The organism is Agrobacterium sp. CNPSo 2736, from assembly GCF_004005385.1.
In the GTDB taxonomy this organism is placed as follows: Bacteria; Pseudomonadota; Alphaproteobacteria; order Rhizobiales; family Rhizobiaceae; genus Agrobacterium; species Agrobacterium leguminum.
This window is the reverse complement of the sequence record NZ_RZTX01000012.1, coordinates 85,972-109,134: the sequence shown is the minus strand read 5'-3', so window position 1 is coordinate 109,134 and position 23,163 is coordinate 85,972. Positions and strand designations below refer to the sequence as shown.

Sequence of the window (23,163 nt, the reverse complement as noted above, 5' to 3'; positions counted from 1 at the left end):
AAAGGAGAAAACGAGGCCGCGCCGAGACGCGGCCTCGCTTCAATTCATTACGCTACGACGTAGGGCAGCAGGCCGAGGAAGCGGGCGCGCTTGATCGCCTGGGCGAGTTCGCGCTGCTTCTTCTGGGAAACGGCCGTGATGCGGGACGGAACGATCTTGCCGCGCTCGGAAATGTAGCGCTGCAGGAGACGAACGTCCTTGTAGTCGATCTTCGGAGCGTTTGCGCCGGAGAAGGGGCACGTCTTGCGACGGCGGTGGAACGGGCGGCGTGCCTGGGAAGAGGATGCGTCAGCCATTGGTCAAAACTCCTTCTTATGCACGGTCTTCGCGCGGACGGCGCGGACGGTCTTCGCGGTCGCCGAAGCCACCTTCGCGCGGTGCGCGCGGGCCACGATCTTCACGCGGGCCACGGTCCGGACGGTCGCCATCGCGGCGCGGACGGTCGTCACGGTCGCGCTTCTGCATCATCGCGGACGGGCCTTCTTCGTGGGCTTCGACGGCGATGGTCATGTAGCGAAGAACGTCTTCGTTGATGCGCATCTGGCGCTCGACTTCATGGATGGCGGCCGCCGGAGCGTCGATGTCCATGAGAGCGTAGTGAGCCTTGCGGTTCTTCTTGATGCGGTAGGTGAGGGACTTCAGACCCCAGTTCTCGATGCGTCCGACTTTGCCGCCGAACGATTCGATAACGCCCTTGTACTGCTCGACAAGTGCGTCGACCTGCTGGGCAGAAATATCCTGCCGGGCAAGGAAGATGTGTTCGTAAAGAGCCATTTAAGCTTTGCCTTTCTTGCGTTTCGTCCTTCACCCGGCAACGGCGCTAAGCCTCAACGACTGCTCTTGGGTGAGGCGGGTAAAGCCTTGAAGCAAGAAAAGCGTTGTTCGAGACGGTCGAGAGCGGAGACACGGGAGGCCGGAAAAACCTTATGGTTCCTGCTGTTCCGTTACCGGAACCAGCCCTCCGTTCAGCCACCAGCCAATTGGACCGGGTGTTGTGAACAGCGCGCTTATACGCAATTTTGCCCGGAATGCAAGGGCAAGCGGTGAAAAAGCGCGCCGTAGAGCCATCAGATCGCCATCGGATATTGCCGATGGATCGCCGCAATCCCTTTTAGTACCTCTTCAGACAACGTCACATCCGCAGCCGCAATATCCACCTTCAACTGTTCGATCGTCGTTGCGCCGATGATGGCCGAGGCCATGAAGGGACGTGTCAGGCAGAAGGCGATGGCGAGCTTTGCCGGATCGATTCCATGCTGGGCGGCAAGCTCCAGATAGGCCTTGACCGGCGCTTCCTGAAGCGGCTGCAGGCGGCCGCCGAGGTCCCTGTTGATGGTGCCGCGCGATCCCGCCGGGCGCGCGCCGTTCTGGTATTTGCCGGTCAGAAGACCTGCCGCCAGCGGCGAATAGGCGAGCAGGCCGACATCCTCGTGATGGGCGACTTCCGCCATGTCGAGATCGAAGCTGCGGTAGAGCAGGTTATATTCGTTCTGGATCGTGGCGACGCGCGGCAGGCCGTTGGCCTCGGCGATGTCGATATATTTCTGCGTGCCCCAGGCGCTCTCGTTGGAAAGGCCGATGGCGCGGATCTTGCCGGCCTTCACCAGTTCGCCGAGCGTTTCGAGCTTTTCGGTGATTTCGGCGAGCGTGCGCTGCTTTTCCTGGCCGAAAGCATCGAAGCTCCAGACGCCGCGGAAATGATAGGTGCCACGATTTGGCCAGTGAATCTGGTAGAGGTCGATGTAGTCCGTCTTCAGGCGCTTGAGGCTGGTATCCACCGCCTCGCGGATGGCGGCAGCGTCGATATCGCGACCGCCGCGAATATAATCGCGTCCCGAACCGGCGACCTTGGTGGCGAGCACGACCTGATCGCGCTTGCCGGTCTTTTCGAACCATGTGCCGATATAATCTTCCGTTCGGCCCTGGGTCTCGGCGGAAACGGGGGTGGTGGGGTAAAGTTCTGCCGTATCGAAGAAATTGACGCCGTTTTCAACGGCGTAATCCATCTGCGCATGCGCGTCGGCTTCGGTGTTCTGTGTGCCCCACGTCATCGTGCCGAGGCAGATTTCAGACACGGAAATATCCGTGCGGCCCAATAGTCTCTGTTTCATGGAAATGTCCCGGTGCTTGGCCAGATAGTTTGGAAGGTGGTGTGAAAGTAATGGGGAATTGCCGCAGTGCAAGAAAAAATATGATGAAAAGAAAGGGGAAAACAGGACGGCAAAACCCCTGACATGGGCCTGCCATGGGGCTTCAAGCCTTGACTTCGCTGGCGGGAATGTGAATGGAAGTCCGAAAGAATAAAGGCAAGGCCAGACAAGAAGGACGACATCCCATGGGTATTGCATTCACATTTCCCGGACAGGGAAGCCAGGCCGTCGGCATGGGCAAGGAGCTGGCGGATACCTATCCGGAAGCGCGCGCCGTGTTTCAGGAAGTCGACGAGGCGCTCGACCAGAAGCTTTCCGATATCATGTGGAACGGCCCGGAAGAGACGCTGACGCTGACCGCCAACGCCCAGCCGGCCCTCATGGCGGTGTCCATGGCGGTCATGCGGGTTCTCGAAGCGCGCGGTTTCAAACTGTCCGATACGGTTTCTTATGTCGCGGGCCACTCGCTCGGTGAATATTCGGCGCTCTGTGCCGCCGGCACCTTCTCGGTTGCCGATACCGCCCGTCTTCTGCGCATCCGCGGCAACGCCATGCAGGCCGCCGTGCCAGTGGGCGAGGGCGCCATGGCGGCGATCATCGGGCTTGAGCATGACGCCGTTTCCGCCATCTGCGAAGAGGCGGCCATTCTCGGCGTCTGCCAGATCGCCAACGACAATGGCGGCGGTCAGCTCGTTATCTCCGGCGGCAAGGCCGCCGTCGAGAAGGCGGCGGCGATCGCTTCCGAAAAGGGCGCCAAGCGCGCCATCATGCTGCCGGTTTCCGCACCCTTCCACTCCGCGCTGATGGCGCCGGCGGCGGAAGCCATGCGCGAGGCGTTGGCGGCCGTCGAAAAGCACAACCCGGTCGTGCCGGTTATCGCCAATGTGCTCGCCACACCCGTTTCCGATGCCAATGAAATCGCCGCTTTGCTGGTCGAGCAGGTGACGGGTCAGGTGCGCTGGCGCGAGACGGTGGAATGGTTTGCCGCCAACAATGTCACGCAGCTTTACGAGATCGGCTCCGGCAAGGTGCTGACGGGCCTTGCCCGCCGCATCGACAAGACGGTGAACGGCGTTGCCGTCAACGGCGCTGCCGATATCGACCAGCTTCTTGCCACCCTCATCGGCTGAGACGGACATTCCGGCTGCCGCATTCATCGGGCGCAACAGCGCTGAACATTTTCAGTCCGAAGCTCTAAAGAAGGAATAGGACATGTTTGATCTGACAGGCCGCAAGGCTCTCGTAACCGGCGCGACCGGCGGCATCGGCGAAGAAATCGCCCGCCTTCTGCACAGCCAGGGCGCAACCGTCGGCCTGCACGGCACCCGCGTTGAAAAGCTCGAAGCGCTGGCAGCGGAACTTGGCGAACGCGTCAGGATTTTCCCGGCTAACCTCGCCGACCGCGCCGAGGTCAAGGCGCTCGGCGAAAAGGCCGAAGCCGAGCTGGAAGGCGTCGATATCCTCGTCAACAATGCCGGGATCACCAAGGACGGCCTCTTCGTGCGCATGAGCGACGAGGACTGGGACAACGTCATCGAAGTGAACCTGACGGCGATGTTCCGCCTGACGCGCGAGCTGACGCATCCGATGATGCGCCGCCGTTTCGGCCGCATCATCAACATCACCTCCATCGTCGGCGTTACCGGCAATCCCGGCCAGGCCAACTACTGCGCCTCCAAGGCCGGCATGATCGGTTTTTCGAAGTCGCTGGCCCAGGAAATCGCCACCCGCAACGTCACCGTCAACTGCGTGGCGCCGGGCTTCATCGAAAGCGCGATGACCGGCAAGCTGAACGACAAGCAGAAAGACGCCATCATGGGCGCCATTCCCATGAAGCGCATGGGAACCGGTGCTGAGGTCGCATCGGCTGTTCTTTACCTCGCCTCCAACGAGGCGGGCTACATGACCGGCCAGACCCTGCACGTCAACGGCGGCATGGCGATGATCTGACGGCGCCTGAGGCCGTCATGAAAAGGATTGCGGCGCTGTTTAAGCACCTTCTTGGGTAGCTGGCGCCGCAAGGCCCCGCCGACTGGTTTTCGGCGAAATTGCCTGTCATACGCTGTGCTTAGCGCGTTTTCAGGCTTTTCGACCGATTGAAACCATGTTAAGCGGGCCAAGACTGTGAACAGTCGTCCCGGAGAGACAGGAAGCCGTTGCGATTTTGCGTGACGATGTCTAGCTTGGACCGGGTTGAACGGGTTTGCCAGCAGTGCCGGATTTGAACGGCGCATGAGGGCTTCTAACAGGGCAGGGTGCCGCAAGGCATTCCCTTCAAAATAAAGGTCGAGGAAACCGACATGAGCGATATCGCAGAACGCGTAAAGAAAATTGTAATTGATCATCTTGGCGTTGACGCCGACAAGGTTGTCGAAGGCGCCAGCTTCATTGACGATCTGGGCGCTGATTCGCTCGACACCGTTGAACTGGTCATGGCTTTCGAAGAAGAATTCGGCGTTGAAATCCCCGACGACGCAGCTGACTCGATCCTGACCGTCGGCGACGCCGTAAAGTTCATCGAGAAGGCCCAGGCCTGATCGACCTTGATGGGGGAGGTGCAATATCCTCCCGTCCTTGGCCCGGCTCGTCCGGGCCAATGTTTTATAGGCAGACGGTAACATGCTCCTGACGGTGTGTGTTCCGGGCAATGCATGGGGTCACGGGCCGGAGACGGCGCCCACAACCGTCATGCTGAGATTTGAAATACTGCAGCATCCGATGAACATCTCCTGATGTCCGGCGTTGCATGAAGACCGATGATTTGGATAAGGGCGGAGCATTGGCGATGAGGCGTGTCGTTATCACCGGTACCGGCATGGTATCTCCTCTTGGATGTGGGACGGAAGTGACCTGGGAGCGGCTGCTGGCCGGCCAGAACGGCGCCCGTCTCGTGACTGAATTCGAAGTCGAAGACCTTCCGGCAAAGATCGCCTGCCGTATTCCCGTGGGCGATGGTTCCAACGGCACCTTCAATGCCGATGACTGGATGGAACCCAAGGAACAGCGCAAGATCGATCCTTTCATCCTGTACGGCATGGCTGCCGCCGACATGGCGCTTGCCGACGCGGACTGGCATCCGGAAACGGACGAGGACCAGATCGCCACCGGCGTTCTGATCGGCTCCGGTATCGGCGGCCTGGAAGGCATTGTCGAGGCGGGCTATACGCTGCGCGACAAGGGCCCGCGGCGCATTTCTCCATTCTTCATTCCCGGCCGCCTGATCAACCTCGTATCCGGCCAGGTTTCCATCCGCCACAAGCTGCGCGGACCGAACCATGCCGTGGTGACGGCCTGCTCGACCGGCGCGCACGCCATTGGCGACGCCGCCCGTCTGATCGCGCTCGGCGATGCCGACGTCATGGTCGCCGGTGGCGCCGAATCGCCGGTCTGCCGCATCGCGCTTGCCGGCTTCGCCGCTTGCAAGGCGCTCTCCACCCAGCATAACGACAATCCGGAAAAGGCCTCGCGCCCCTATGACCGCGACCGCGATGGTTTCGTCATGGGCGAGGGTGCGGGCATCGTCGTTCTGGAAGAACTGGAACATGCCAAGGCGCGCGGCGCGAAGATTTATGCGGAAGTCGTCGGTTATGGCCTTTCGGGCGATGCCTATCACATCACCGCACCGTCAGAGGACGGCGAAGGCGCCTATCGCTGCATGTCGATGGCGCTGAAGCGCGCGGGTCTCACGCCTGACGATATCGACTACATCAACGCTCACGGCACCTCGACCATGGCCGATACCATCGAGCTTGGCGCGGTCGAGCGGCTTGTCGGCGAATCGGCCTCGAAGATTTCCATGTCTTCCACCAAGTCGGCCACCGGCCATCTTCTCGGTGCGGCGGGCGCTATCGAGGCAATCTTCGCGACGCTTGCGATCCGCGACAACATCGTTCCGCCGACGCTGAACCTCGACAATCCCGATGTGGAGACGAAGATCGATCTCGTGCCGCACAAGGCGCGCAAGCGGCAGGTCGATGTGGCGCTCTCGAACTCCTTCGGCTTCGGCGGCACCAACGCCTCCCTCGTGCTGCGTCGCTACGAAGCATAATTGCGGCGGCGGTTCTGCCGCCGCTGGCGCCCTCCCACCGGGTGCTGACAAAGGACGTTCTTTCCTTTGAAGAACGCATTGCGGCTTGCGAAAGCCATTCCGGTTTTCGCGCCGATATTGTAGTCGTTTATGGGAAGCGTTTGCCGGTTCGGGGTGATTTCCGGCCGCAGGCTGCTTCCTCCATCGGCTTTGTCCGAAACGATGTTCGTGAAGCGGAACAGCAAGGCTTCACGATATCTCTATGTGGTGCAGGAAGACATTCCGAACCTGTTTTTGCCGCATTACCTGCGCAAAAAGCGCTGACAACGCCGAACTGAAAAGGACCGACGGTGAGCGACACGAACCAGAACAGCCAGGGACCATACGGACAAAACGGCGCGGGCGAAGGCAATCGCGGCCCGATCATTCCGAAATCCCCGACGGAAGCACTGCGGCCGGAGAAAGTGCCGGCTCCGCCCAAGCGCTCCCGCAAGGCCCATGGCCAGCTTGTGATCTTTCTGAATTTTCTGATGACGCTCGCGGTTGCCGTCTGTGTGCTGGCGATTGCCGCTTTCTATTACATGATCGATGCGTTCCAGGAGCCCGGTCCGCTTCAGACGAACACGCATTTCACGGTGCGCAACGGCGCCGGCATTATCGAGATCGCCAATAATCTCGAGCGTAACGAGGTCATCTCCAACGCCCGCGTCTTCCGCCTGATGACCGGCAGCTACCTGCAGAAGGACCAGACGCTGAAGGCCGGCGAATATGAGATCAAGGCCGGCGCATCGATGAAGGACATCATGATGCTGCTGGAGTCCGGCAAGTCTATCCTTTATTCCGTCTCGTTGCCGGAAGGCCTGACCGTGAAGCAGATGTTCGCGCGCCTTGGAGCGGATGAAGTGCTGGATGGCGAACTGCCCTCCGCCCTGCCGCCGGAAGGCAGCCTGCGCCCCGATACCTACCGCTTCACCCGCGGCACCAAGCGCGAAGAAATCATCAACCAGATGAGTGCTGCGCAGGACAAGCTGATCGACATGATCTGGGAACGGCGCGATCCCGACCTGCCAATCAAGACCGTCGAGGAATTCGTGACGCTTGCCTCTATCGTCGAGAAGGAAACCGGCAAGGATGACGAGCGCGCCCATGTCGCTTCCGTGTTCTACAATCGTCTGAAGAAGGGCATGCGCCTGCAATCCGACCCGACGATCATCTACGGCCTGTTCGGTGGCGACGGTAAACCGTCGGACCGCCCGATCTACCAGTCGGACCTGCAGAAGCAGACGCCGTTCAACACCTATGTCATCAAGGGCCTGCCGCCGTCGCCCATCGCCAATCCGGGTCGGGCGGCGCTTGAGGCCGTGGCCAATCCATGGCGCACGGATGACCTTTATTTCGTAGCCGATGGCACCGGCGGCCATGTGTTTGCGAAGACGCTTGAAGAGCATAACGCCAATGTGCGCCGCTGGCGCAAGATAGAGGCCGAAAAGGCGGCCTCCGGCGCCAATCCCGATGTTGTCGTGGATGGTCAGCCGGGCGGGGCCGAGGCGGAAAAGCCGGCCAACAATTGATAATCCTGACCGGGCCCTGCGATCCGCATGGCCCGGTTTGCACGGCATGACGGGGGGCTTCCAGATATGACATTGCAATCGATGACCGGCTTCGCACGCAGCGAAGGAACCTCCGGCCGTTACCGCTGGGCGTGGGAATTGCGCTCGGTGAACGGCAAGGGGCTCGATGTGCGCCTGCGTCTGCCGACCGGTCTTGAAGCGCTGGAAACGGCCCTGCGCGAAATCGCAGGCGAGCATCTTTCCCGCGGCAATATCCAGGCGGGTCTGACGCTGGCGATTGCGGAAAACCGGCTGGAGGCGGTGATCAACCGCGATGCTCTGGCGGCGGTTCTGGCGCTGAAGAAGGAGCTTGGCGATGTGGTGGAAGACAAGCCGCTGAGTTTCGACACGCTGCTCACGCTGCGCGGGCTCGTCGATTTTCGCGAGGCGGAAGATGACGCGGAGGCGCAGGCCGCACGCAACGGCGATGTGCTTGCCGGCTTCGCTGCCGCCGTCGAGAAGCTGAAGGATATGCGCGAACGGGAAGGGGCGTCGCTGTTTGCCATCCTGTCCGGTCATGTCAACCGGATCGAGCAGCTCGCGGACATTATTGAAAACGATCCTTCCCGCCAGCCGGAACAGATCGCGGCACGGCTCGCCCAGCAGATCGCCCTCATCGGCGACGGCTTGCATGGTCTCGACCGTGACCGGCTGCATGCCGAGGCGGCGCTGCTCGCGACCAAGGCAGATCTGCGCGAAGAGATCGACCGGCTGCACGCCCATGTTCAGGCGTCGCGGGAGCTTTTGGCCAATGGCGGGCCGGTAGGGCGCAAGCTCGATTTTCTTGCACAGGAATTTAACCGCGAGTCGAATACTATCTGTTCCAAATCGAACGCCAGTGCGGTAACCGCAGCAGGCATAGAGCTGAAAGTGGTGATCGACCAGTTCCGCGAGCAGGTCCAAAATCTGGAGTAGACCCCATGGTCCCGGTGAATAATTCTCCCGTCACGATTGCCCGCAGAGGGTTGATGCTGGTGATTTCTTCGCCATCGGGCGCGGGCAAATCCACGATTGCGCGCAACCTGCTCGACAAGGACAAGAATATCGGTCTGTCCGTCAGCGTCACGACGCGCCCGCGCCGCCAGAGCGAGATTGACGGCATTCACTACCATTTCATTTCCACGCGTGAATTCGAGCGCCTGCGCGATAGCGATGCGCTGCTGGAATGGGCGGAGGTTCACGGCAATTTTTACGGCACCCCGCGTGGGCCGGTGGAAGACGCCATGGCTGCCGGTCGCGACATGCTGTTCGATATCGACTGGCAGGGCGCCGAGCAGCTTCAGGACAAGATGAAGGCGGACGTCGTTTCGATCTTCATCCTGCCGCCGACCATGACCGAACTTCAATCGCGCCTGCACCGCCGCGCCGAGGACACCGAAGAGGTCATCAAGACCCGGCTTCTCAATTCCCGTGCCGAGATCGAACACTGGCGCGACTATGACTATGTCATCCTCAATGACGACCTGCAGGCCGCCTTCGAGGCCGTCGAAGCCATCGTGAAGGCCGAACGCGTCCGCCGCGACCGCCGCCACGGCATGTTCGATTTCGTGCGGGCGTTGCTCGAGGAAGAGCCGAAGCTTTAAGCGCTTCCGGTAGGCTAAGGCTGGATTCCGAGAGCTAAATCCCTCCCATCCGCTGGGATGGGAAGAATCCATCGCCCGGGCCGTATGGGATAATTTGTTTGACCTGTTTTAGTTAGCTGCGCCCAAAAGCAAGATCGAAGCCAGTCAGGTTTCTGATTGCGGCACCGATCACACCAAAAACCGCGTTCAGAACTGTCTGGACGGTATCGTAAACGAGGAACTCAGAATAAAGCAGCACGCTGCTGAGGGCCAGCTCCTGTGTATGCATGGCCATATCCGCGTGCTCTCGGGAAATCGTGCCGTTCTTGAGGCCTGTCTGCGTTAGCCATGCCTTTTGTGCAATCGACTTAATATGAACGGCAATTTCATTTTTGACTTCGTTGAAGTGCGAAATGAGAACCGCTGAAACCTGCTGCAAAATGCCTTTATAGAGTTCCGACGCATCTTTCGGTTCAAATTTATCCAGATCTAGTGCCTTTGCCATGTGAACCTCACTTCAACCGGGCTTCAAACAACTTCGGAACGCTACAGGCTTCCTTCGTGGCGAATGTGGACGCGGTCTCAACGTTAAAGGGTGCTTTTCGATGAGCAGCCAACTGTGTCATCAGCGCTTCCTGGCAGATCAGCAGTGCTTTGTGAATAATCTGGGCGGGTCTACCGGAAACGCGGTTGCGAAGGTAAGTTGCGCGACCTTCGGCAATATAAATTGCCGAACGTACATTTGATACCGCGTCGACGTATATGCCTTCGACCTTGGAGAACGGCGTTTTATCTTCGTAAACAGCAGATACTGCGGCATCAATCTTATCGATATCGTTGTTTAGCGCCTCAATGTGCTTCATCAGCGCTTCATCAAAAGTAGGTGTCACGCTAACACATGAGGAAAGCGTGAATAGCGAGATGGCCAAAACATAACTTATCTTCACGCGATCCCCCTGATATTTGAAACTGTGAAGTGGAAAATGTGCAATAGGAATGGATATATAATTTACAGTTGTGTGTTTGGAGTCAAGCATTGGTTGTGGTCAGGCTTGGTGATTGCGGTCTGGATCATGTCACTCAAGGTGAAAAGCGGAAAATTTCCCAAATAGGCAGTGCTTTTCATAAAGTTTCTTGCGAGCCAGCCATGTTAACAGAGGTGGCTGTGCCACCGATTTCCCGTGGCGCGTGATCGTCGAAAATTCATCATCGGAAATTTATGGACCGCGCCGCAGATCAGGGTCTGCCGCGGACCTGAAGGTATCCGTGTCGTTAAGCTTTCGTGCCTGGTCCAGCCTTAGAGGCAGTTCGCCAAAGTGACGAATTCCTCCACCGACAGCGTTTCCGCTCGCCGTGTGGGATCGATGCCCGCTTTTTCCAGCAGCGTTTCGCCGCCAAGGCTTTTCACACTCTGGCGCAGCATTTTGCGACGCTGGCCGAAGGCGGCTTCCGTCACCTTTTCAAGCTTGGCGACATCGCAGGGCAGCGGTTTGTCCTTCGGCAGCAGGTGCACGACCGTGGAGGTTACCTTCGGCGGCGGGCTGAAGGCCTGTGGCGGAACGTCGAAGGCCATTTCGGCAACCGTGCGCCAGCCGGCGAGAACGCCCAGCCGGCCATAATGGTTGTCGCCTTCTTCGGCCACGATGCGCTGGCCGACTTCCTTCTGGAACATCAGCGTCATCGAGAGCCAGAAGGGCGGCCACTGTTTCGGCAGCAGCCAGTTGACCAGCAATTGCGTGCCGACATTATAGGGCAGGTTGGCGATGATCCGCACCGGTTCGCCGGCAGGAACCAGAGCCTCGAAATCGGTCTTGAGGGCGTCGCCTTCGATGACTTCGAGCCGTCCGGGATAATGCGCTTCGATTTCCGCCAGCGCCGGCAGGCAGCGGCTGTCGCGTTCGACGGCGATGACCTTTTTTGCCCCGAGCGAAAGAATGGCGCGGGTGAGGCCGCCGGGACCGGGGCCGACCTCTATCACCGTCACGCCGTCTAGCGGCCCTGCCGTCCTTGCGATCTTCTGGGTGAGGTTGAGGTCGAACAGGAAGTTCTGGCCGAGCGATTTCTTCGCGTCGAGCCCGTGGCGCTGGATGACATCGCGCAGCGGCGGCAGTCCGTCGATGGCCGCCATTATGCGTTGGCCCGGCTGCGGAGGGAAATGTCCGCCGCCATCCTCAGCGCCGCCACAAGGCTCGCCTCATTGGCTATGCCCTGGCCGGCAATGCCGAAGGCGGTGCCATGGTCGGGCGAGGTGCGGATGAAGGGCAGGCCGAGCGTGACATTGACGGAATCGTCGAAGCCGAGCGCCTTGGCCGGAATGAGCGCCTGATCGTGATACATGCACACCGCCACATCATAACGCTTGCGGGCGGCATCGTGGAACATGGTGTCGGCGGGCAGGGGGCCGAAGGCATCGATCCCATCCTTCCGCAACCGCATGGTCGCAGGGTGAACGATATCGCGATCCTCGGTGCCGAGTGCGCCATCTTCACCCGCATGCGGGTTGAGGCCGGCAACCGCCAGACGCGGCGCCTCGATGCCGAATTTCTGCCGGAGATCGGCATCGATGATCCGGCAGGTCGTAACGATCAGCTCTTCCGTGAGAGCGGCCGGCACGTCTTTCACGGGGATATGGATCGTCACCGGAACGACACGGACCTTGGGGCCGGCAATCATCATCACCGGGATGACTTGCTCGCCGGTCTGGCGCAGGGCGAGATCGGCGAGAAATTCCGTATGACCGGGAAAACCGAAACCCGCCTCGTAAAGCACCGATTTCGCGATCGGATTGGTGACGACGGCCGCAGCCTTGCCCTCGACCGTGAGGGAAACGGCGGCCTCGATGGCCTTGATCGTCGCGTGCGCCGCGCCGACATGCGGCTGACCCGCCTGCACTTCGAAGCCGACAGGAAGGGAGAGGATGGGGAAAGCCTGTTCGAACAGGCCGACGGCGCTTTCCGCATCGCAGGTCTCGATATTGACCGGCACGCCGATCAGCGCCGCACGGCTCGCCACCACATCGGGGTCGCCGATGAAGATGAAGGGCGGCACGCCGTTCTCCCGGCGCTTAGCCCAGGCGGTGATGGCGATGTCGGGGCCGATACCGGCTGGATCTCCCTGTGTCAGGGCAAGCGGCAGGGATGCATATGTCACGGAAAGACCCGGCTCTCGTATCAATATCAGGTGTTGACGATCTGCGCCTTCTTGCGCAGCTCATCCATATATTTCTTTTCGTTCGGGTTTTCGCCGTCCTTGGCCTTCATCAGGTCTTCGGACTTGAACACCATTTCCGCCGCATAGTCGTCGGAAACCTGGCGCTGCTTGCAGATGGCCAGATATTCGACGCCCTTTTCGGTGACGCGGGTGCCGGTGGTGCCGCCTTCCTTGGTCTTCTCCACCAGCGCTTTCCAGTCTTCCGGCAGCTCCGGCGCCAGAATGCGGCCAAGGTCCTTGATCGCCACATCACGCATGGTCGCGGCGAAGCTCATGGCCTGGTCGCAGCCGGGGTAACGCTTGCGCGAGGCCTCAGCCTCGGCCTTGCGCTTGCCGGTAATGGCGTTGCGTTTCGATTCCGGGATAACGAAGATGACCTGCTGCAGGAAATATTCCGTGGTGACGGGCTTGTCGCCGCGTTCCTTCAGGCGGGTAACGAGATCCTGCGTCGACATCTTGCCGCGTGCGCCATAACGGGCGTTGACAAGGCGCGGCCAGCTCATCTGAACGGCGATGAAGGCCTTGAAATGATCGGCTCCGACACCCGCCTGCGCAAGCACCTTCGTCAATTGCTGCGGGGTCATCTTGTTGTTGCCGGCAAAGCGTGCGAAGGCCGCATCGACATCGTCGGTGCTGACCGACATCTTGACGCGGCCGATTTCCTCGCGCTTCAGCGCTTCGTCGACAAGCTGCTCGCGCGCCTTTTCATTGAGATTACCGGACTGGCGCTGCAGCTTTAGGAAGGCGACGCGCTTGGCAATATCGTCATTGGTGATGGGGGTCTTGTTGACGACGATCTTGACGGTGCTATCGGCGAAGGCCTGGCCGGCATAGGGCACAACGGCCATGGGAACGGCGAATATCGCAAAGGCGAAAGCAGCGCCACGCAAAGCCGTCTTTCCGAAATTCATCATATCCTTCTCCCTTTCGTCGGGCAGGGTCCTGTTGCCCTGTCCCGCCAATCTGTTCTGCCTGATGAGGGGAATATTGAACTCTCCCGCTTTTCAGACCTGCAACTGTGCATCCGCACCGCGAATTTGCCACGTATATATCATCGCGATCCGCAAGACGGCAATGTGTCGGTTTGTTGAAAGAAAACCCGATAGGTTCCATGCGCGGCCGACATTGGCGTGTTGTTGCGGCGAAACCGTGGCTTTACTGGCCAAATGGTAAAAAGGCAGGTCACGATGCTGCGTAACCTGCCTCTAAACTCAGTAGTTGTTTGGCTTCCAGCCGATATCCATGTCGCTCCAGTCCTCATTGGCTGAGCCGACACTGACATCGCCGAGCGTACGGAAGGCCAGACGGGCATTGATCGACCAGTCATTGGCGGCCTGGCGGCTGGAATTGATATTGCCTTCGTCGGAATAGCTGACCGTCAGGATCGTGCATTCATCCTGATAGGCAATGCCGATGCGGCGTTCGGCGGCAAACTTCCCGTTCAGATCGTAATTGATCGAACCGAACAGCGACCAATTGTCGTCCATGCGCAGCGAACCGGACGCCTGGATGATATCGCGGTCTTCGTTATAGCCGTATTTCGGCTGTGCCTTGACCTGCGTATAGCTGAGCTTGCCGGTAAGGCGACGGTCCGAATAGCTGATGCCCGTCTCCGAGCGGTTGATGTCGAAATCGTCCTTGTCGAGACGCAGGCTCGACGACAGCGAAAGTCCGATCGGCGCATCGAAAGCGGCCATGGCGACGTAATCCGAACGGTCGGATTCGAGGCCCGAATTGGCGCCTGCATTGACGAGATCGTAGGAGGCGAAGGAATTGTCGCCTGCGAGATGGAAGGACTGGCCGGCAATGGCGCGAACGCCGTAGCCGTTGTCGAACGTACCGTTATAGCGGAAGCCGATATTGGCGCGCGTGCCGCCTTCGATCCGGTCGTAACCGGAGAATTTGTCGCGTTCGAACAGATTGGTCGCGTCGAAGACGAATGCCTGTGCGTCTTCGTTCGGAAGGCGGCCGGCATATTGTTCGTTCGGACGCACGAAAATCTGTGCAATGGGCTCGATCACGTGGCTGCTGTTGAGCGCCGTGAACAGCCAGGGATAACGCACTTCCAGGCCACCGGTGACCATGCCGCGGAAAGCCGCGCCGTCATGCATCATGCCCTCATAGGCATAGGAGGTCCCGCCTGAGGTGAAGGCCGCAGGAGACATGTCCGTCCAGAGCGCGTCGCCGCGCGCGGCGAATATCGGCGTGATCTGCAGGCCGCTATCCATCGTGAAGGTGCGCTTCCACTCGGCTTCGGTGGAAAGGCGCGTATAGTCGCCCTCAAGCCCGCTGAAACGCGGATAACCGCCGAGCGCGTAAGCATCCTGTTTCAGGCGCGTGATGCTCGTCAGGTTGGTGGTCAGCGAAAGTTCGCCGCCATAAACCGGATCCGGCACGAAATAACGGTAGTCGACGACCGGATGGACGATCGCCTGCTTGCGTTCCTTGGATTCGGTATTGTCCGTATCCTGAACGTTGAAATAATAACCGCGGGCTTCGAAGCTGTTACGCTCACTCGCACCGCTCAGATAGATCTGGTTGGTCTGAACGTCGTTTTTATAACCCTTCAGCCCATAGGTGCGCGAAAAGTTATTGTCGGTCTGCACCATGGCATCCCAGCCGAACGCCCAGCGCGGGTTGATCGAGAAATCACCCTTGCTTGCGATCATGCCGCGATTGTCGTTGAGGGCGTCGCTGGTGCCGGCCGTGAAGGTTTCGGACTTCTGCTGGCTGATGCCCGCGATGGTGACCGTGTGCATGCCGGTTTCGAAGCGCTGGCGCAATTCCGCCTGCAGCAGCAAACCCTGCGTCGTGTAATAGGTCGGCGTGACGGTCACGTCCGAAGTGTCGGACAGGACGTGGAAATAGGGGACACCGATACCGAAACCGAGATTGTCGGTAATGCTCATCTGCGGGAACAGGAAGCCGGATTTACGCTTCACCGTATTGTCCGGAACCGTAAGGAACGGCAGATAGGCGATCGAATGGCCGAAAAGCTGCAGGCGGGCCTTTTCCAGCCGCACCGTATGGGTCTTGCCGTCCTGAACGACGCGCTCGGCCTTGACCTGCCACAAAGGCGCCTTTTCGGGCCGCTGGGCGCAGGGCAGACACGCGGTGTAGACGCCGTTGTTGAGCACCATCAGGTCGCCTTCGAGGCGCTCGGCGCTTTCACCGGCGATACGGGTATTGTCCGTGGTCTCGACGCGCAGCGCATTGACGAAGCCCTGACCGAAATCGTCGGTCACGTCCATCTCGTCGGCATAGATCTTGTTGCCGCCCGGCTCGATCAGCTCGATGTTGCCATGGGCGATCACGCGACCGGACTGCTGGTTATATTCCACTTGCTGGGCCACCATGCGGTAGCCCGAATATTTCATGCGAACCACGCCCTTCGCGATCACGCGCTGGGAATCGCGATTATAGGTCAGTTCATTTGCTGTAAGCAGGAGTTTCGAATCGTCTTGGCTTGCCGACGCAAGCAAACCATCCTGGCCGAAAGCGACCGGGCTGGATGCCAAATACGCGCACACAGCGGCACCTGTCAGAAGGGCCGTCCAAAGCCGCCTGATATTCCCGCGGTCAATTACCGCCACTTAGCCGTCCTCCTGATGAAGCAGAATGGTTGCCCCCAAAGCCAACGCCACGATGACTGGAACCCAGACCGCGACGGTGGGAGGGACAACACCACCACTCCCGAATGCCCTTACGAGCACGGTTACTACATAAAGCACGAAGCCGGAAACGATTCCACCCAGAATCACGGAGCGCGATTGGGCGAAGCGGCTGAACTTTAATGAAACGGTCGCGGCGATCAAGGTCATCGCAACCAGAAGCAGGGGCGTCGATAGCAGGAAATGATACTGCGTCTCAAGCGCCTTCGAAGATAGTCCAAAGGACTTTGCAACTTCGATCTTGTGAGAAAGGTCAAAGAAAGCAACGGTTTCCGTCTGCGTCATGCGCTCCTGAACGAATTCCCGTCTCAGATTGGTACTGATCCGCGTGCTTTCTTGCCGAACTGGCACATGCCCGGCGCGCGTTTCCGAAACGCCGTTAAGAAGCCAGTAACCATCTTCCAATTTAGCCGACTTCGCATCCTTCCGCGAGACGATGTTTCCGTCCTTGTCGATGTCGATCAGAACCACGTCGAGAAGCAGCGTTCCATTGTCCTCGAAGCTCTTGGCGCCGATGATCGTATCCTGGCCGCCGCTTGATTGGCGCATCCACGGAACGATCTCCTGCTGGCGGCCGCCGCCTGCTTCGTTGCGCAGGCCGGCTTCCATCGCCAGCGACTTGTTCTGACCCCATGCCGCGATGGGGTTGAGGATGGTGACCGAAAGGATGCCGATGAACACCGCGCCGAGCACGAAGGGAAGGATGAACTGCCAGGCGGAAATGCCGGCGGCGCGCGTCACCACCAGTTCGTAACGCCGATTGAGCGAGATCAGCGTCGTCATGCCGACGAAAAGCGCAATGAAGGGCACGGTCTGTTGCAGGATCAGCGGCAGGCGAAGCGCCGTCAGGCCAAGGGCGGCCGGAACGGAATAGCCGGGCAGGCCTGACATGCGCCGTGCCGTTTCGCTGAAGTCGGCAAGGTAAATGATCGAGGATACGCCGAGCACGAACCAGATGGCGGTGATCAGATATCGCTTCAGGAAATACCGGGAGAGCGTGTTGAAAATCATGCGTTGCCGCTCCCAGAGCTTTTCGCCATCCGGCTGGAGAAGAGACGGCGCAGACGACCCATCGCATCGGCGATGATTTTCGGCATTTTCGGCTTGCGGCCGGTCAGCAGAATGAAGGCGGCGGCGCCGCCGCTGAGGCCCGGAACGGCATAGACCAGCGGAATGAAGGCCGCGCTCTGCTTGATCTGATTGGTGACGTAAAAACCAAGCCACCGCAGCATGAAGGCCGTCACCAGTGCGGCCACCATCGGATGCAGGCGCGCTTCGCGGTGAGAACGGGCATCGGCGGCGATGACCAGCGAAATCAGCGCGAAGGAGAAGGCGAACATCCAGTCCGACAGGCGCTTGTGCAGCTCGCTGCGGAAGGCTTCCGGTGAGCGCTTGTAGCTCGCATTGTTCTCGTCGGGCGAGAGAAGGAAACCGAGGCTGGCATCGCCCGGAGAGAGCGACGGCTCGGAATCCTGCTTTTCCGACATGGTCGAAAGGTCGAAGGCATAGGACAGGAACTTGACGATCGAAACCTTGCCGTCCGGCGTCTTCTGCTGCACTTCGCCGTCGCGCATGGTCAGCGACGTGCCGCTTTCATCGATCATGCCTTCCTTGGCATAATAGATGAGGTCGAAATTCGGATCGCGGCGGTCGGCGACGAACAGGCCCTTGAGGATACGGCCCTGCCGCTGGGCGATCTGCACGTAAAGACCGTCCTGAATGGTGCGGAAAGTCTTTTCTTCGATCACCGAGGACAGAAGGTCGGCATAGGCGGCGGCCACCATCTGCCGGGCGGAGCTGCGGGCGGGCGGCTCGATGAAATTGGTGATGGTGAAGGAAAACGCGCTCAGAATGGCGGCCAGAATGAGAACCGGGCGATACATGATCGACCGGGGCGATCCCGCCGCGTCGATGATGGCAAGCTCGGAATCGTTGTTCATCGTCGTGAAGATCTGCGTGATGCCGATCACCAGCGCGAAAGGCAGGACGACCGGGATCAGCGTCGGCAGGATCATCGTCGCGAGCGCCATGAAGGAACCCATCGACTGGCCGGTATCGGTGACGAGATTGATTCTCTGGAGAACCTGGATGGTCCAGATGATGGCCAGCACCGGCAGCAGCGCGACCAGAAACATCTGCGTTGTCCGCCGCAGGATATAGTTCTCGAGAAGCTTCATACGGCCCTGTTCGACATTGTTTTTCCGTGCGATCGCTCGCCGAATTTCCGCCTATCTAATCGCATCGTTTGCAATTGGCTATTCCGGCGTGCTCACAAATATGTTTTGCGCGATGATTTTTCCATCGCCTGTGTCTTTTTGTGGAACAAGCTGTCGGTTTCATGACGCGATTTCGCATTCCACAAAAATGCCTTTCCTTTAACGGCTGTAGGCCTTTAAAGAATGCGGGGTTGCGCCCGGGGCCGAAAAGGCCATGATCATGCGCATCGTGCAAGTCGTAGAAGAAGAGCAGGAAAACATGTCCGCCAAATTCGATATTTCTTTCGCCAATTCCGCCGCGCTTGAAAACGCGCTCGCCGTTGTGCTGCAGGCTTCGGGTGAGGCGCAGGCCGTCGCCGGTGCCTCAGAGGCCGATCCGGGCGGTGTGATCGAAAGGGCGGCGAAGATTTCGGGCTTTTCCGCAAAGTCCATGACGACGCTCGACGTGATCGCGCCGCAGGGTTCCGCCGCCGACCGGCTGCTCGTCATCGGCCTGGGCAAGCCCTCGAAGCTGGTCGCCCATGACTGGCTGCGGGCCGGCGGCACCGCCGCCGCCAGTTTCAAGAAGGCGGACAAGGTCGTCATCTATCTCGATGCGCCGGGCGTAGAGGTCGGTGCGCAGGCGGCTGCGGATTTCGCGCTTGGCCTGCTGCTGCGCGCCTATAGCTTCGATGCCTACAAGACCAAGAAAAAGTCCGACGAAGAGAAGACGCCGAAGAAGGTGGAGATCGTCATCGTCACCGCCGCTCATCAGGAAGCGGAAAAGGCTTTTGCCGTCTCCGAGGCCGTTGCGGGCGGTGTTACCCTGGCGCGCGATCTCGTCAACCTGCCGCCGAATGCTCTCGGCCCCGTCGAATTTGCAGAGAAGGCGGAGGAGCTGCGCAAGCTCGGCGTCGAGGTGGAAGTCCTCGGCGAGAAGGAGCTGAAGAAGCTCGGAATGAATGCGCTTCTCGGCGTGGCGCAGGGGTCGGCGCGCCCGCCCAGACTTGCGGTCATGCAGTGGAACGGCGGCAACAAGAAGGATGAACCGATTGCCTTCGTCGGCAAGGGCGTCGTTTTCGATACCGGCGGCATTTCGCTGAAGCCCGGCCTCAATATGGAGGACATGAAGGGCGACATGGGCGGGGCCGCCGCCGTGACCGGCCTGATGCATGCGCTCGCCGCCCGCAAGGCCAGGGCGAATGTGATCGGCGTCATCGGCCTCGTGGAAAACATGCCTGACGGCAACGCCCAGCGCCCGGGCGATATCGTCACCTCCATGTCCGGCCAGACCATCGAGATCATCAATACCGATGCCGAAGGCCGGCTGGTTCTGGCCGATGCGCTCTGGTACACCAAGGATCGCTTCAACCCGAAATTCATGGTGAACCTCGCCACGCTGACGGGCGCGATCACGGTGGCGCTTGGCAATCTGCAGGCCGGCCTTTTCTCCAATGACGACGAGCTTGCAGCGCGTCTTGCGCAGGCGGGCGATGTGACGGCCGAAAAACTGTGGCGCATGCCGCTCGGCAAGGATTACGACAAGATCATCGATTCCAAATTCGCCGACATGAAGAACAGCTCGGGCCGTCTGGCGGGCTCCGTCACCGCCGCGCAGTTCCTCAAGCGTTTCGTGGGCGAAACCTCCTGGGCGCATCTCGATATCGCCGGCACCGCCATGGGTTCGCCGCTGACCGAGATCAACCAGTCATGGGGATCGGGCTACGGCGTCAGGCTGCTGAACGAACTCGTTCGTGCCCATTACGAAGATTGAAGCGAGCGGAGCGGCACGTCTGCGGATGACTGAAATTCTGTTTTACCATCTGACGGAATCGAAGCTGGAGGATGCGCTGCCGCCCTTGCTCGAGAAATCGCTGGAACGCGGCTGGAAAGTCGCGATCCAGACGGTGGGCGAGGAGCGCCGTGATTTCCTCGACACGCATCTGTGGACCTTTCGTGACGACAGTTTCCTGCCGCACGCCACCGATACTTCGCCCGCACCGCAAAACCAGCCGATTCTCCTGACGGCGTCGGACGAGAACGCCAATGCGGCGAGTGTCCGCTTTCTCGTCGATGGCGCCGAGCCGCCGGCGGTCGAGACTTATGAACGTATCGTGTTCATGTTCGACGGATACGATGCCTACCAGCTCGAAATGGCGCGGAATCACTGGAAAAGACTGAAAACAGAGGGGCATTCCCTGACCTACTGGCAGCAGTCGCCTGAGGGCCGCTGGCAGAAGAAGGCCTGATCGCACCGCCGATTGGGCATCCCACGATTGGTTCCATACGCAAACAGACCGGCAAAAATTCGCACGTGGCGTCAATTGCCGGTTTTTGCATTATGCGCCCGAAGGAAAGCTCCGAAACAGGCGTGGGCTTTCGTGGGGCGGGTCGTTTGATCCGGTCAAAGGCGGGCGCCGCAGACGAAACAGCAGAAGGACATGAGCATGGGGCAGGCGATTTCACGGCCGGACGGGGAAATGGAGCGTCTGGTCGCGGTGCGGTCGATCATGTCTTTCAAGAATGCCGAAATGCCGGAACTGAAGGTGCTGTCGCAATTGGGGCAGGGCGTTTTCGGTGTGCCCCGGGCGGCTGTCCATATCATTGACGAGGACTGGCTTCACATCGCCGAACAGGCGGGAATGGAGCTCTCGGAATGCCCGCGTGATCTTTCGATCTGCAACCGGGTCATTACCAGGCAGGACGTGGTGGTCATCTCCGATCTGACCGCGCATCCGGATTTCCGTTTCATGCCCTATGTAAAGGGCGGGCCCGAACTGCGTTCCTATGCCGGTGCGCCGATCGAGCTGGAGCCGGGCCTCATCGTCGGCGCTTTCTGCCTAGTCGATACGGCGCCGAGAAAATTCTCCGTTACGGAAATCGACAGCCTAAAGCGTTTTGCGTTGCTGGCTGCCGCGCTTTTACGGCTTCAGAAGGCCAATTTCACCATGAGTCTGGCGGAACGCGAATTGCGGGATGCGGCGATGACCGATCCGTTGACCGGTTTTTATAATCGCAAGGCTCTGGAAGCGATTGTCGATAACCAGCTTGGCGCGGCCCTGCGTGCAAACGAGGCCTTCGGTGTCCTTTATCTCGATCTGGATGGTTTCAAGACGATCAACGATACTTTCGGCCATCCGGCGGGTGACCGTGTTCTGACCGAAGCTGCGGGACGCATCCGCAATGCGGTCCGCGGCGAGGATATCGTGGTGCGCATGGGCGGCGATGAGTTCGCTATTTTCATACCCCGGCCGGGCACCGCCGAGGTGCTGAACGGACAGGCGGATCAGCTGCTTGCCGCCTTTCGCAAACCTTTCGATGTCGACGGGCAGGAGGTCAGCGCCCGTCTCAGCATAGGTGGCGCACTTGCTCCGCAGGCAGGTGCGGACCGCGCGACGCTTCTGCGGAGTGTCGACGAAGCGCTGTATCAGGCCAAAAAATCAGGGCGAGACCGTTTCGTCAGCCGCGCCCTTTGAGGCATTGTCCTTCAGGAGGCGTTTCGGCTTCTCAGTCGTAGAAGGAATCCACGAATTTGTGGCGGCCGAGCAGGAAGGCGTCGGCCACATGGGTCAGCGGCGCGAGATCGACATCGGAGCGGCCCGCCTTGATGATTTCCGAGAAACGCTCGTAAAGGGCGGGATATTCCCGCTCGGGCTGGGAGAGTTTTTCTTCGCCGTTGATCGAGAGCTTTGCGCCGCCTTCCGAAAGCACCATCCGTCCCGCCGCCGTCTCGGCAACGATATCCCAGCTCTGCTTGCCGGTCTGGCGCCAGTCGAATTCGGCGTGGACGGGCGTTTTCATCACATCGGAAAAATGCAGGTCGGCGGCGATTGGGGCGTCGCGGTTTTCCGGGAATTCCAGCGTGGCCTTGGTCAGGAACAGAGCGCGCGGCAGGATATGGGTGATGATCGAAAGCGCGTTGATGCCGGGGTCGAACACGCCGAGACCGCCCGCCTGCCAGATCCAGGCCTGGTTCGGGTGCCAGTGGCGCACGTCCTCTTTCCAGATGACATGCACGCTGTCGATTTTCGTGGAGGCGAGGAACGCCTTCGCAGCCTCGACCGCCGGCGCATAACGCGAATGCCAGCTTGCAAACAGCGAAAGGCCCTTCTTGTCCGCCAGCCGGACGAGATCCTGCACTTCCGAAAGGGTAGCGCCCGGCGGCTTTTCGAGGAAAACGTGCTTGCCGGCATTCAGCGCCGCGTAAGCCGCCTCATAACGATATTGCGGCGGCATGCACAGCGATACCGCATCGATATCGGGCACAGCCTCCAGCATGGCCTCGATGGTGCCATAGGAAGCGACGCCGTCCACAGTGCCGTGGCGGCTTGCGGTGCAGATCAATTCAAAATCCGGATTGCCTGCAATGGCGGGAAGATGCTGGTCGCGAACGATTTTGCCGACGCCGACGATGGCAAGCTTGGTGGCTGACATGAAGTGGAACCCGTGTGAGTGCTGCAGGGGATAAAGTGTGATTTTTACAAGTTTTTAGCAGAAACGACCGAAGGAGCAAGGTGATCGTTTCCACGCCGCGCGTCTTTTTTCAAGCTGTAATGTCATAACAAAATTTTGGTATGTACATTCGTAGGTTGGGTAGAATTTGAGAATAGCAACTATTTTTCTGAATTTTAAAGTGTTGTTTTTTGTAAATCAGCAGTTTTAATGTCGATTTTTTCCGGTATATTCGCAGAATATTCGTATTAATTTTAGATTTCGCTTTAATAGATTTTTTAAGAGC

23 protein-coding genes are annotated in these 23,163 nt (G+C 59.6%); 11 read left to right on the top strand and 12 right to left on the bottom strand.

Annotated features, from left to right (window positions below):
- Nucleotides 1–47: 47 nt before the first annotated feature.
- The 3 genes from rpsR to EM858_RS18930 form a co-directional block, all read right to left on the bottom strand.
- Nucleotides 48–296, bottom strand: coding sequence for a 30S ribosomal protein S18 (gene rpsR, locus EM858_RS18945; RefSeq protein ID WP_003502063.1), 249 nt, complete (start codon nt 294–296; stop codon nt 48–50).
- A gap of 16 nt (nt 297–312) precedes the next feature.
- Nucleotides 313–774 carry a 30S ribosomal protein S6 gene (gene rpsF, locus EM858_RS18940; protein ID WP_003520723.1) on the bottom strand — a complete coding sequence of 154 codons (462 nt, stop codon included), beginning with the start codon at nt 772–774 and terminating at the stop codon, nt 313–315.
- Between the two features lie 293 nt (nt 775–1,067).
- Nucleotides 1,068–2,111: an aldo/keto reductase gene (locus tag EM858_RS18930; RefSeq protein ID WP_127757610.1), complete on the bottom strand. Its 1,044-nt coding sequence runs from the start codon at nt 2,109–2,111 to the stop codon at nt 1,068–1,070.
- Between the two features lie 224 nt (nt 2,112–2,335).
- On the opposite strand from EM858_RS18930, the gene fabD reads away from it, so the two are divergent.
- The 8 genes from fabD (at nt 2,336) to gmk (ending at nt 9,370) form a co-directional block, all read left to right on the top strand.
- Complete coding sequence (gene fabD / locus EM858_RS18925) at nt 2,336–3,280, top strand: ACP S-malonyltransferase (RefSeq protein ID WP_127757609.1); 945 nt, start codon at nt 2,336–2,338, stop codon at nt 3,278–3,280.
- Nucleotides 3,281–3,362: 82 nt separating this feature from the next.
- Nucleotides 3,363–4,100: a 3-oxoacyl-[acyl-carrier-protein] reductase gene (fabG, locus tag EM858_RS18920; RefSeq protein ID WP_127757608.1), complete on the top strand. Its 738-nt coding sequence runs from the start codon at nt 3,363–3,365 to the stop codon at nt 4,098–4,100.
- Nucleotides 4,101–4,450: 350 nt separating this feature from the next.
- Nucleotides 4,451–4,687, top strand: coding sequence for an acyl carrier protein (locus EM858_RS18915; RefSeq protein WP_003502080.1), 237 nt, complete (start codon nt 4,451–4,453; stop codon nt 4,685–4,687).
- A 248-nt stretch (nt 4,688–4,935) separates the two neighbouring features.
- Complete coding sequence (gene fabF / locus EM858_RS18910) at nt 4,936–6,198, top strand: beta-ketoacyl-ACP synthase II (protein WP_003520727.1); 1,263 nt, start codon at nt 4,936–4,938, stop codon at nt 6,196–6,198.
- A gap of 41 nt (nt 6,199–6,239) precedes the next feature.
- Nucleotides 6,240–6,515 carry a hypothetical protein gene (locus EM858_RS18905; RefSeq protein ID WP_164865482.1) on the top strand — a complete coding sequence of 92 codons (276 nt, stop codon included), beginning with the start codon at nt 6,240–6,242 and terminating at the stop codon, nt 6,513–6,515.
- Between the two features lie 12 nt (nt 6,516–6,527).
- Entirely contained in the window at nt 6,528–7,748 is a 1,221-nt protein-coding gene (gene mltG, locus EM858_RS18900) for an endolytic transglycosylase MltG (protein ID WP_020810689.1), read from the top strand.
- A 66-nt stretch (nt 7,749–7,814) separates the two neighbouring features.
- Nucleotides 7,815–8,702, top strand: coding sequence for a YicC/YloC family endoribonuclease (locus tag EM858_RS18895; RefSeq protein ID WP_031233981.1), 888 nt, complete (start codon nt 7,815–7,817; stop codon nt 8,700–8,702).
- A gap of 5 nt (nt 8,703–8,707) precedes the next feature.
- Nucleotides 8,708–9,370, top strand: a complete 663-nt coding sequence (gene gmk / locus EM858_RS18890; protein ID WP_080817281.1) for a guanylate kinase — start codon at nt 8,708–8,710, stop codon at nt 9,368–9,370.
- A gap of 112 nt (nt 9,371–9,482) precedes the next feature.
- On the opposite strand, the gene EM858_RS18885 is transcribed toward gmk, so the two are convergent.
- The 8 genes from EM858_RS18885 to EM858_RS18850 all read right to left on the bottom strand — a co-directional run bounded on the left by EM858_RS18885 (nt 9,483) and on the right by EM858_RS18850 (nt 18,407).
- Complete coding sequence (locus EM858_RS18885; protein ID WP_080817280.1) at nt 9,483–9,854, bottom strand: hypothetical protein; 372 nt, start codon at nt 9,852–9,854, stop codon at nt 9,483–9,485.
- A gap of 7 nt (nt 9,855–9,861) precedes the next feature.
- A complete protein-coding gene (locus EM858_RS18880) occupies nt 9,862–10,296 on the bottom strand; it encodes a hypothetical protein (RefSeq protein ID WP_233282920.1) in 435 nt (144 codons plus the stop codon).
- A 350-nt stretch (nt 10,297–10,646) separates the two neighbouring features.
- Nucleotides 10,647–11,477 carry a 16S rRNA (adenine(1518)-N(6)/adenine(1519)-N(6))-dimethyltransferase RsmA gene (rsmA, locus tag EM858_RS18875; protein WP_080852331.1) on the bottom strand — a complete coding sequence of 277 codons (831 nt, stop codon included), beginning with the start codon at nt 11,475–11,477 and terminating at the stop codon, nt 10,647–10,649.
- Nucleotides 11,477–12,499 carry a 4-hydroxythreonine-4-phosphate dehydrogenase PdxA gene (pdxA, locus tag EM858_RS18870; protein ID WP_127757607.1) on the bottom strand — a complete coding sequence of 341 codons (1,023 nt, stop codon included), beginning with the start codon at nt 12,497–12,499 and terminating at the stop codon, nt 11,477–11,479. The genes rsmA and pdxA overlap by 1 nt, the downstream gene beginning before the upstream one ends.
- Before the next feature lie 26 nt (nt 12,500–12,525).
- Nucleotides 12,526–13,473 (bottom strand): peptidylprolyl isomerase, encoded by a 948-nt coding sequence (locus EM858_RS18865; protein WP_003520739.1) that lies wholly within the window; start codon nt 13,471–13,473, stop codon nt 12,526–12,528.
- Nucleotides 13,474–13,770: 297 nt separating this feature from the next.
- Complete coding sequence (locus EM858_RS18860) at nt 13,771–16,152, bottom strand: LPS-assembly protein LptD (protein ID WP_127757606.1); 2,382 nt, start codon at nt 16,150–16,152, stop codon at nt 13,771–13,773.
- Nucleotides 16,153–17,241: an LPS export ABC transporter permease LptG gene (gene lptG / locus EM858_RS18855; protein WP_003520741.1), complete on the bottom strand. Its 1,089-nt coding sequence runs from the start codon at nt 17,239–17,241 to the stop codon at nt 16,153–16,155.
- Complete coding sequence (locus EM858_RS18850; protein WP_035263025.1) at nt 17,238–18,407, bottom strand: LptF/LptG family permease; 1,170 nt, start codon at nt 18,405–18,407, stop codon at nt 17,238–17,240. The genes lptG and EM858_RS18850 overlap by 4 nt, the downstream gene beginning before the upstream one ends.
- A 298-nt stretch (nt 18,408–18,705) precedes the next feature.
- Here EM858_RS18850 and EM858_RS18845 point away from each other — a divergent pair, with 298 nt between their 5' ends.
- The 3 genes from EM858_RS18845 to EM858_RS18835 all read left to right on the top strand — a co-directional run bounded on the left by EM858_RS18845 (nt 18,706) and on the right by EM858_RS18835 (nt 21,901).
- On the top strand, nt 18,706–20,199 hold the full coding sequence (locus tag EM858_RS18845) for a leucyl aminopeptidase (protein WP_127757648.1): 1,494 nt from the start codon (nt 18,706–18,708) through the stop codon (nt 20,197–20,199).
- Nucleotides 20,200–20,224: 25 nt separating this feature from the next.
- Complete coding sequence (locus tag EM858_RS18840; RefSeq protein WP_127757605.1) at nt 20,225–20,674, top strand: DNA polymerase III subunit chi; 450 nt, start codon at nt 20,225–20,227, stop codon at nt 20,672–20,674.
- Nucleotides 20,675–20,872: 198 nt separating this feature from the next.
- Nucleotides 20,873–21,901, top strand: a complete 1,029-nt coding sequence (locus EM858_RS18835) for a sensor domain-containing diguanylate cyclase (protein ID WP_127757647.1) — start codon at nt 20,873–20,875, stop codon at nt 21,899–21,901.
- Nucleotides 21,902–21,932: 31 nt separating this feature from the next.
- On the opposite strand, the gene EM858_RS18830 is transcribed toward EM858_RS18835, so the two are convergent.
- Nucleotides 21,933–22,859, bottom strand: a complete 927-nt coding sequence (locus EM858_RS18830; RefSeq protein ID WP_080817274.1) for a Gfo/Idh/MocA family oxidoreductase — start codon at nt 22,857–22,859, stop codon at nt 21,933–21,935.
- Nucleotides 22,860–23,163 lie beyond the last annotated feature (304 nt).

What these genes read in the sequence shown, in the direction of transcription:
- rpsR (WP_003502063.1), bottom strand. Translation starts at nt 296, where the DNA reads ATGGCTGACGCATCCTCTTCCCAGGCACGCCGCCCGTTCCACCGCCGT.
- rpsF (WP_003520723.1), bottom strand. Translation starts at nt 774, where the DNA reads ATGGCTCTTTACGAACACATCTTCCTTGCCCGGCAGGATATTTCTGCC.
- EM858_RS18930 (WP_127757610.1), bottom strand. Translation starts at nt 2,111, where the DNA reads ATGAAACAGAGACTATTGGGCCGCACGGATATTTCCGTGTCTGAAATC.
- fabD (WP_127757609.1), top strand. Translation starts at nt 2,336, where the DNA reads ATGGGTATTGCATTCACATTTCCCGGACAGGGAAGCCAGGCCGTCGGC.
- fabG (WP_127757608.1), top strand. Translation starts at nt 3,363, where the DNA reads ATGTTTGATCTGACAGGCCGCAAGGCTCTCGTAACCGGCGCGACCGGC.
- EM858_RS18915 (WP_003502080.1), top strand. Translation starts at nt 4,451, where the DNA reads ATGAGCGATATCGCAGAACGCGTAAAGAAAATTGTAATTGATCATCTT.
- fabF (WP_003520727.1), top strand. Translation starts at nt 4,936, where the DNA reads ATGAGGCGTGTCGTTATCACCGGTACCGGCATGGTATCTCCTCTTGGA.
- EM858_RS18895 (WP_031233981.1), top strand. Translation starts at nt 7,815, where the DNA reads ATGACATTGCAATCGATGACCGGCTTCGCACGCAGCGAAGGAACCTCC.
- gmk (WP_080817281.1), top strand. Translation starts at nt 8,708, where the DNA reads ATGGTCCCGGTGAATAATTCTCCCGTCACGATTGCCCGCAGAGGGTTG.
- EM858_RS18885 (WP_080817280.1), bottom strand. Translation starts at nt 9,854, where the DNA reads ATGGCAAAGGCACTAGATCTGGATAAATTTGAACCGAAAGATGCGTCG.
- rsmA (WP_080852331.1), bottom strand. Translation starts at nt 11,477, where the DNA reads ATGGCGGCCATCGACGGACTGCCGCCGCTGCGCGATGTCATCCAGCGC.
- EM858_RS18865 (WP_003520739.1), bottom strand. Translation starts at nt 13,473, where the DNA reads ATGATGAATTTCGGAAAGACGGCTTTGCGTGGCGCTGCTTTCGCCTTT.
- lptG (WP_003520741.1), bottom strand. Translation starts at nt 17,241, where the DNA reads ATGATTTTCAACACGCTCTCCCGGTATTTCCTGAAGCGATATCTGATC.
- EM858_RS18850 (WP_035263025.1), bottom strand. Translation starts at nt 18,407, where the DNA reads ATGAAGCTTCTCGAGAACTATATCCTGCGGCGGACAACGCAGATGTTT.
- EM858_RS18845 (WP_127757648.1), top strand. Translation starts at nt 18,706, where the DNA reads ATGTCCGCCAAATTCGATATTTCTTTCGCCAATTCCGCCGCGCTTGAA.
- EM858_RS18840 (WP_127757605.1), top strand. Translation starts at nt 20,225, where the DNA reads ATGACTGAAATTCTGTTTTACCATCTGACGGAATCGAAGCTGGAGGAT.
- EM858_RS18835 (WP_127757647.1), top strand. Translation starts at nt 20,873, where the DNA reads ATGGGGCAGGCGATTTCACGGCCGGACGGGGAAATGGAGCGTCTGGTC.
- EM858_RS18830 (WP_080817274.1), bottom strand. Translation starts at nt 22,859, where the DNA reads ATGTCAGCCACCAAGCTTGCCATCGTCGGCGTCGGCAAAATCGTTCGC.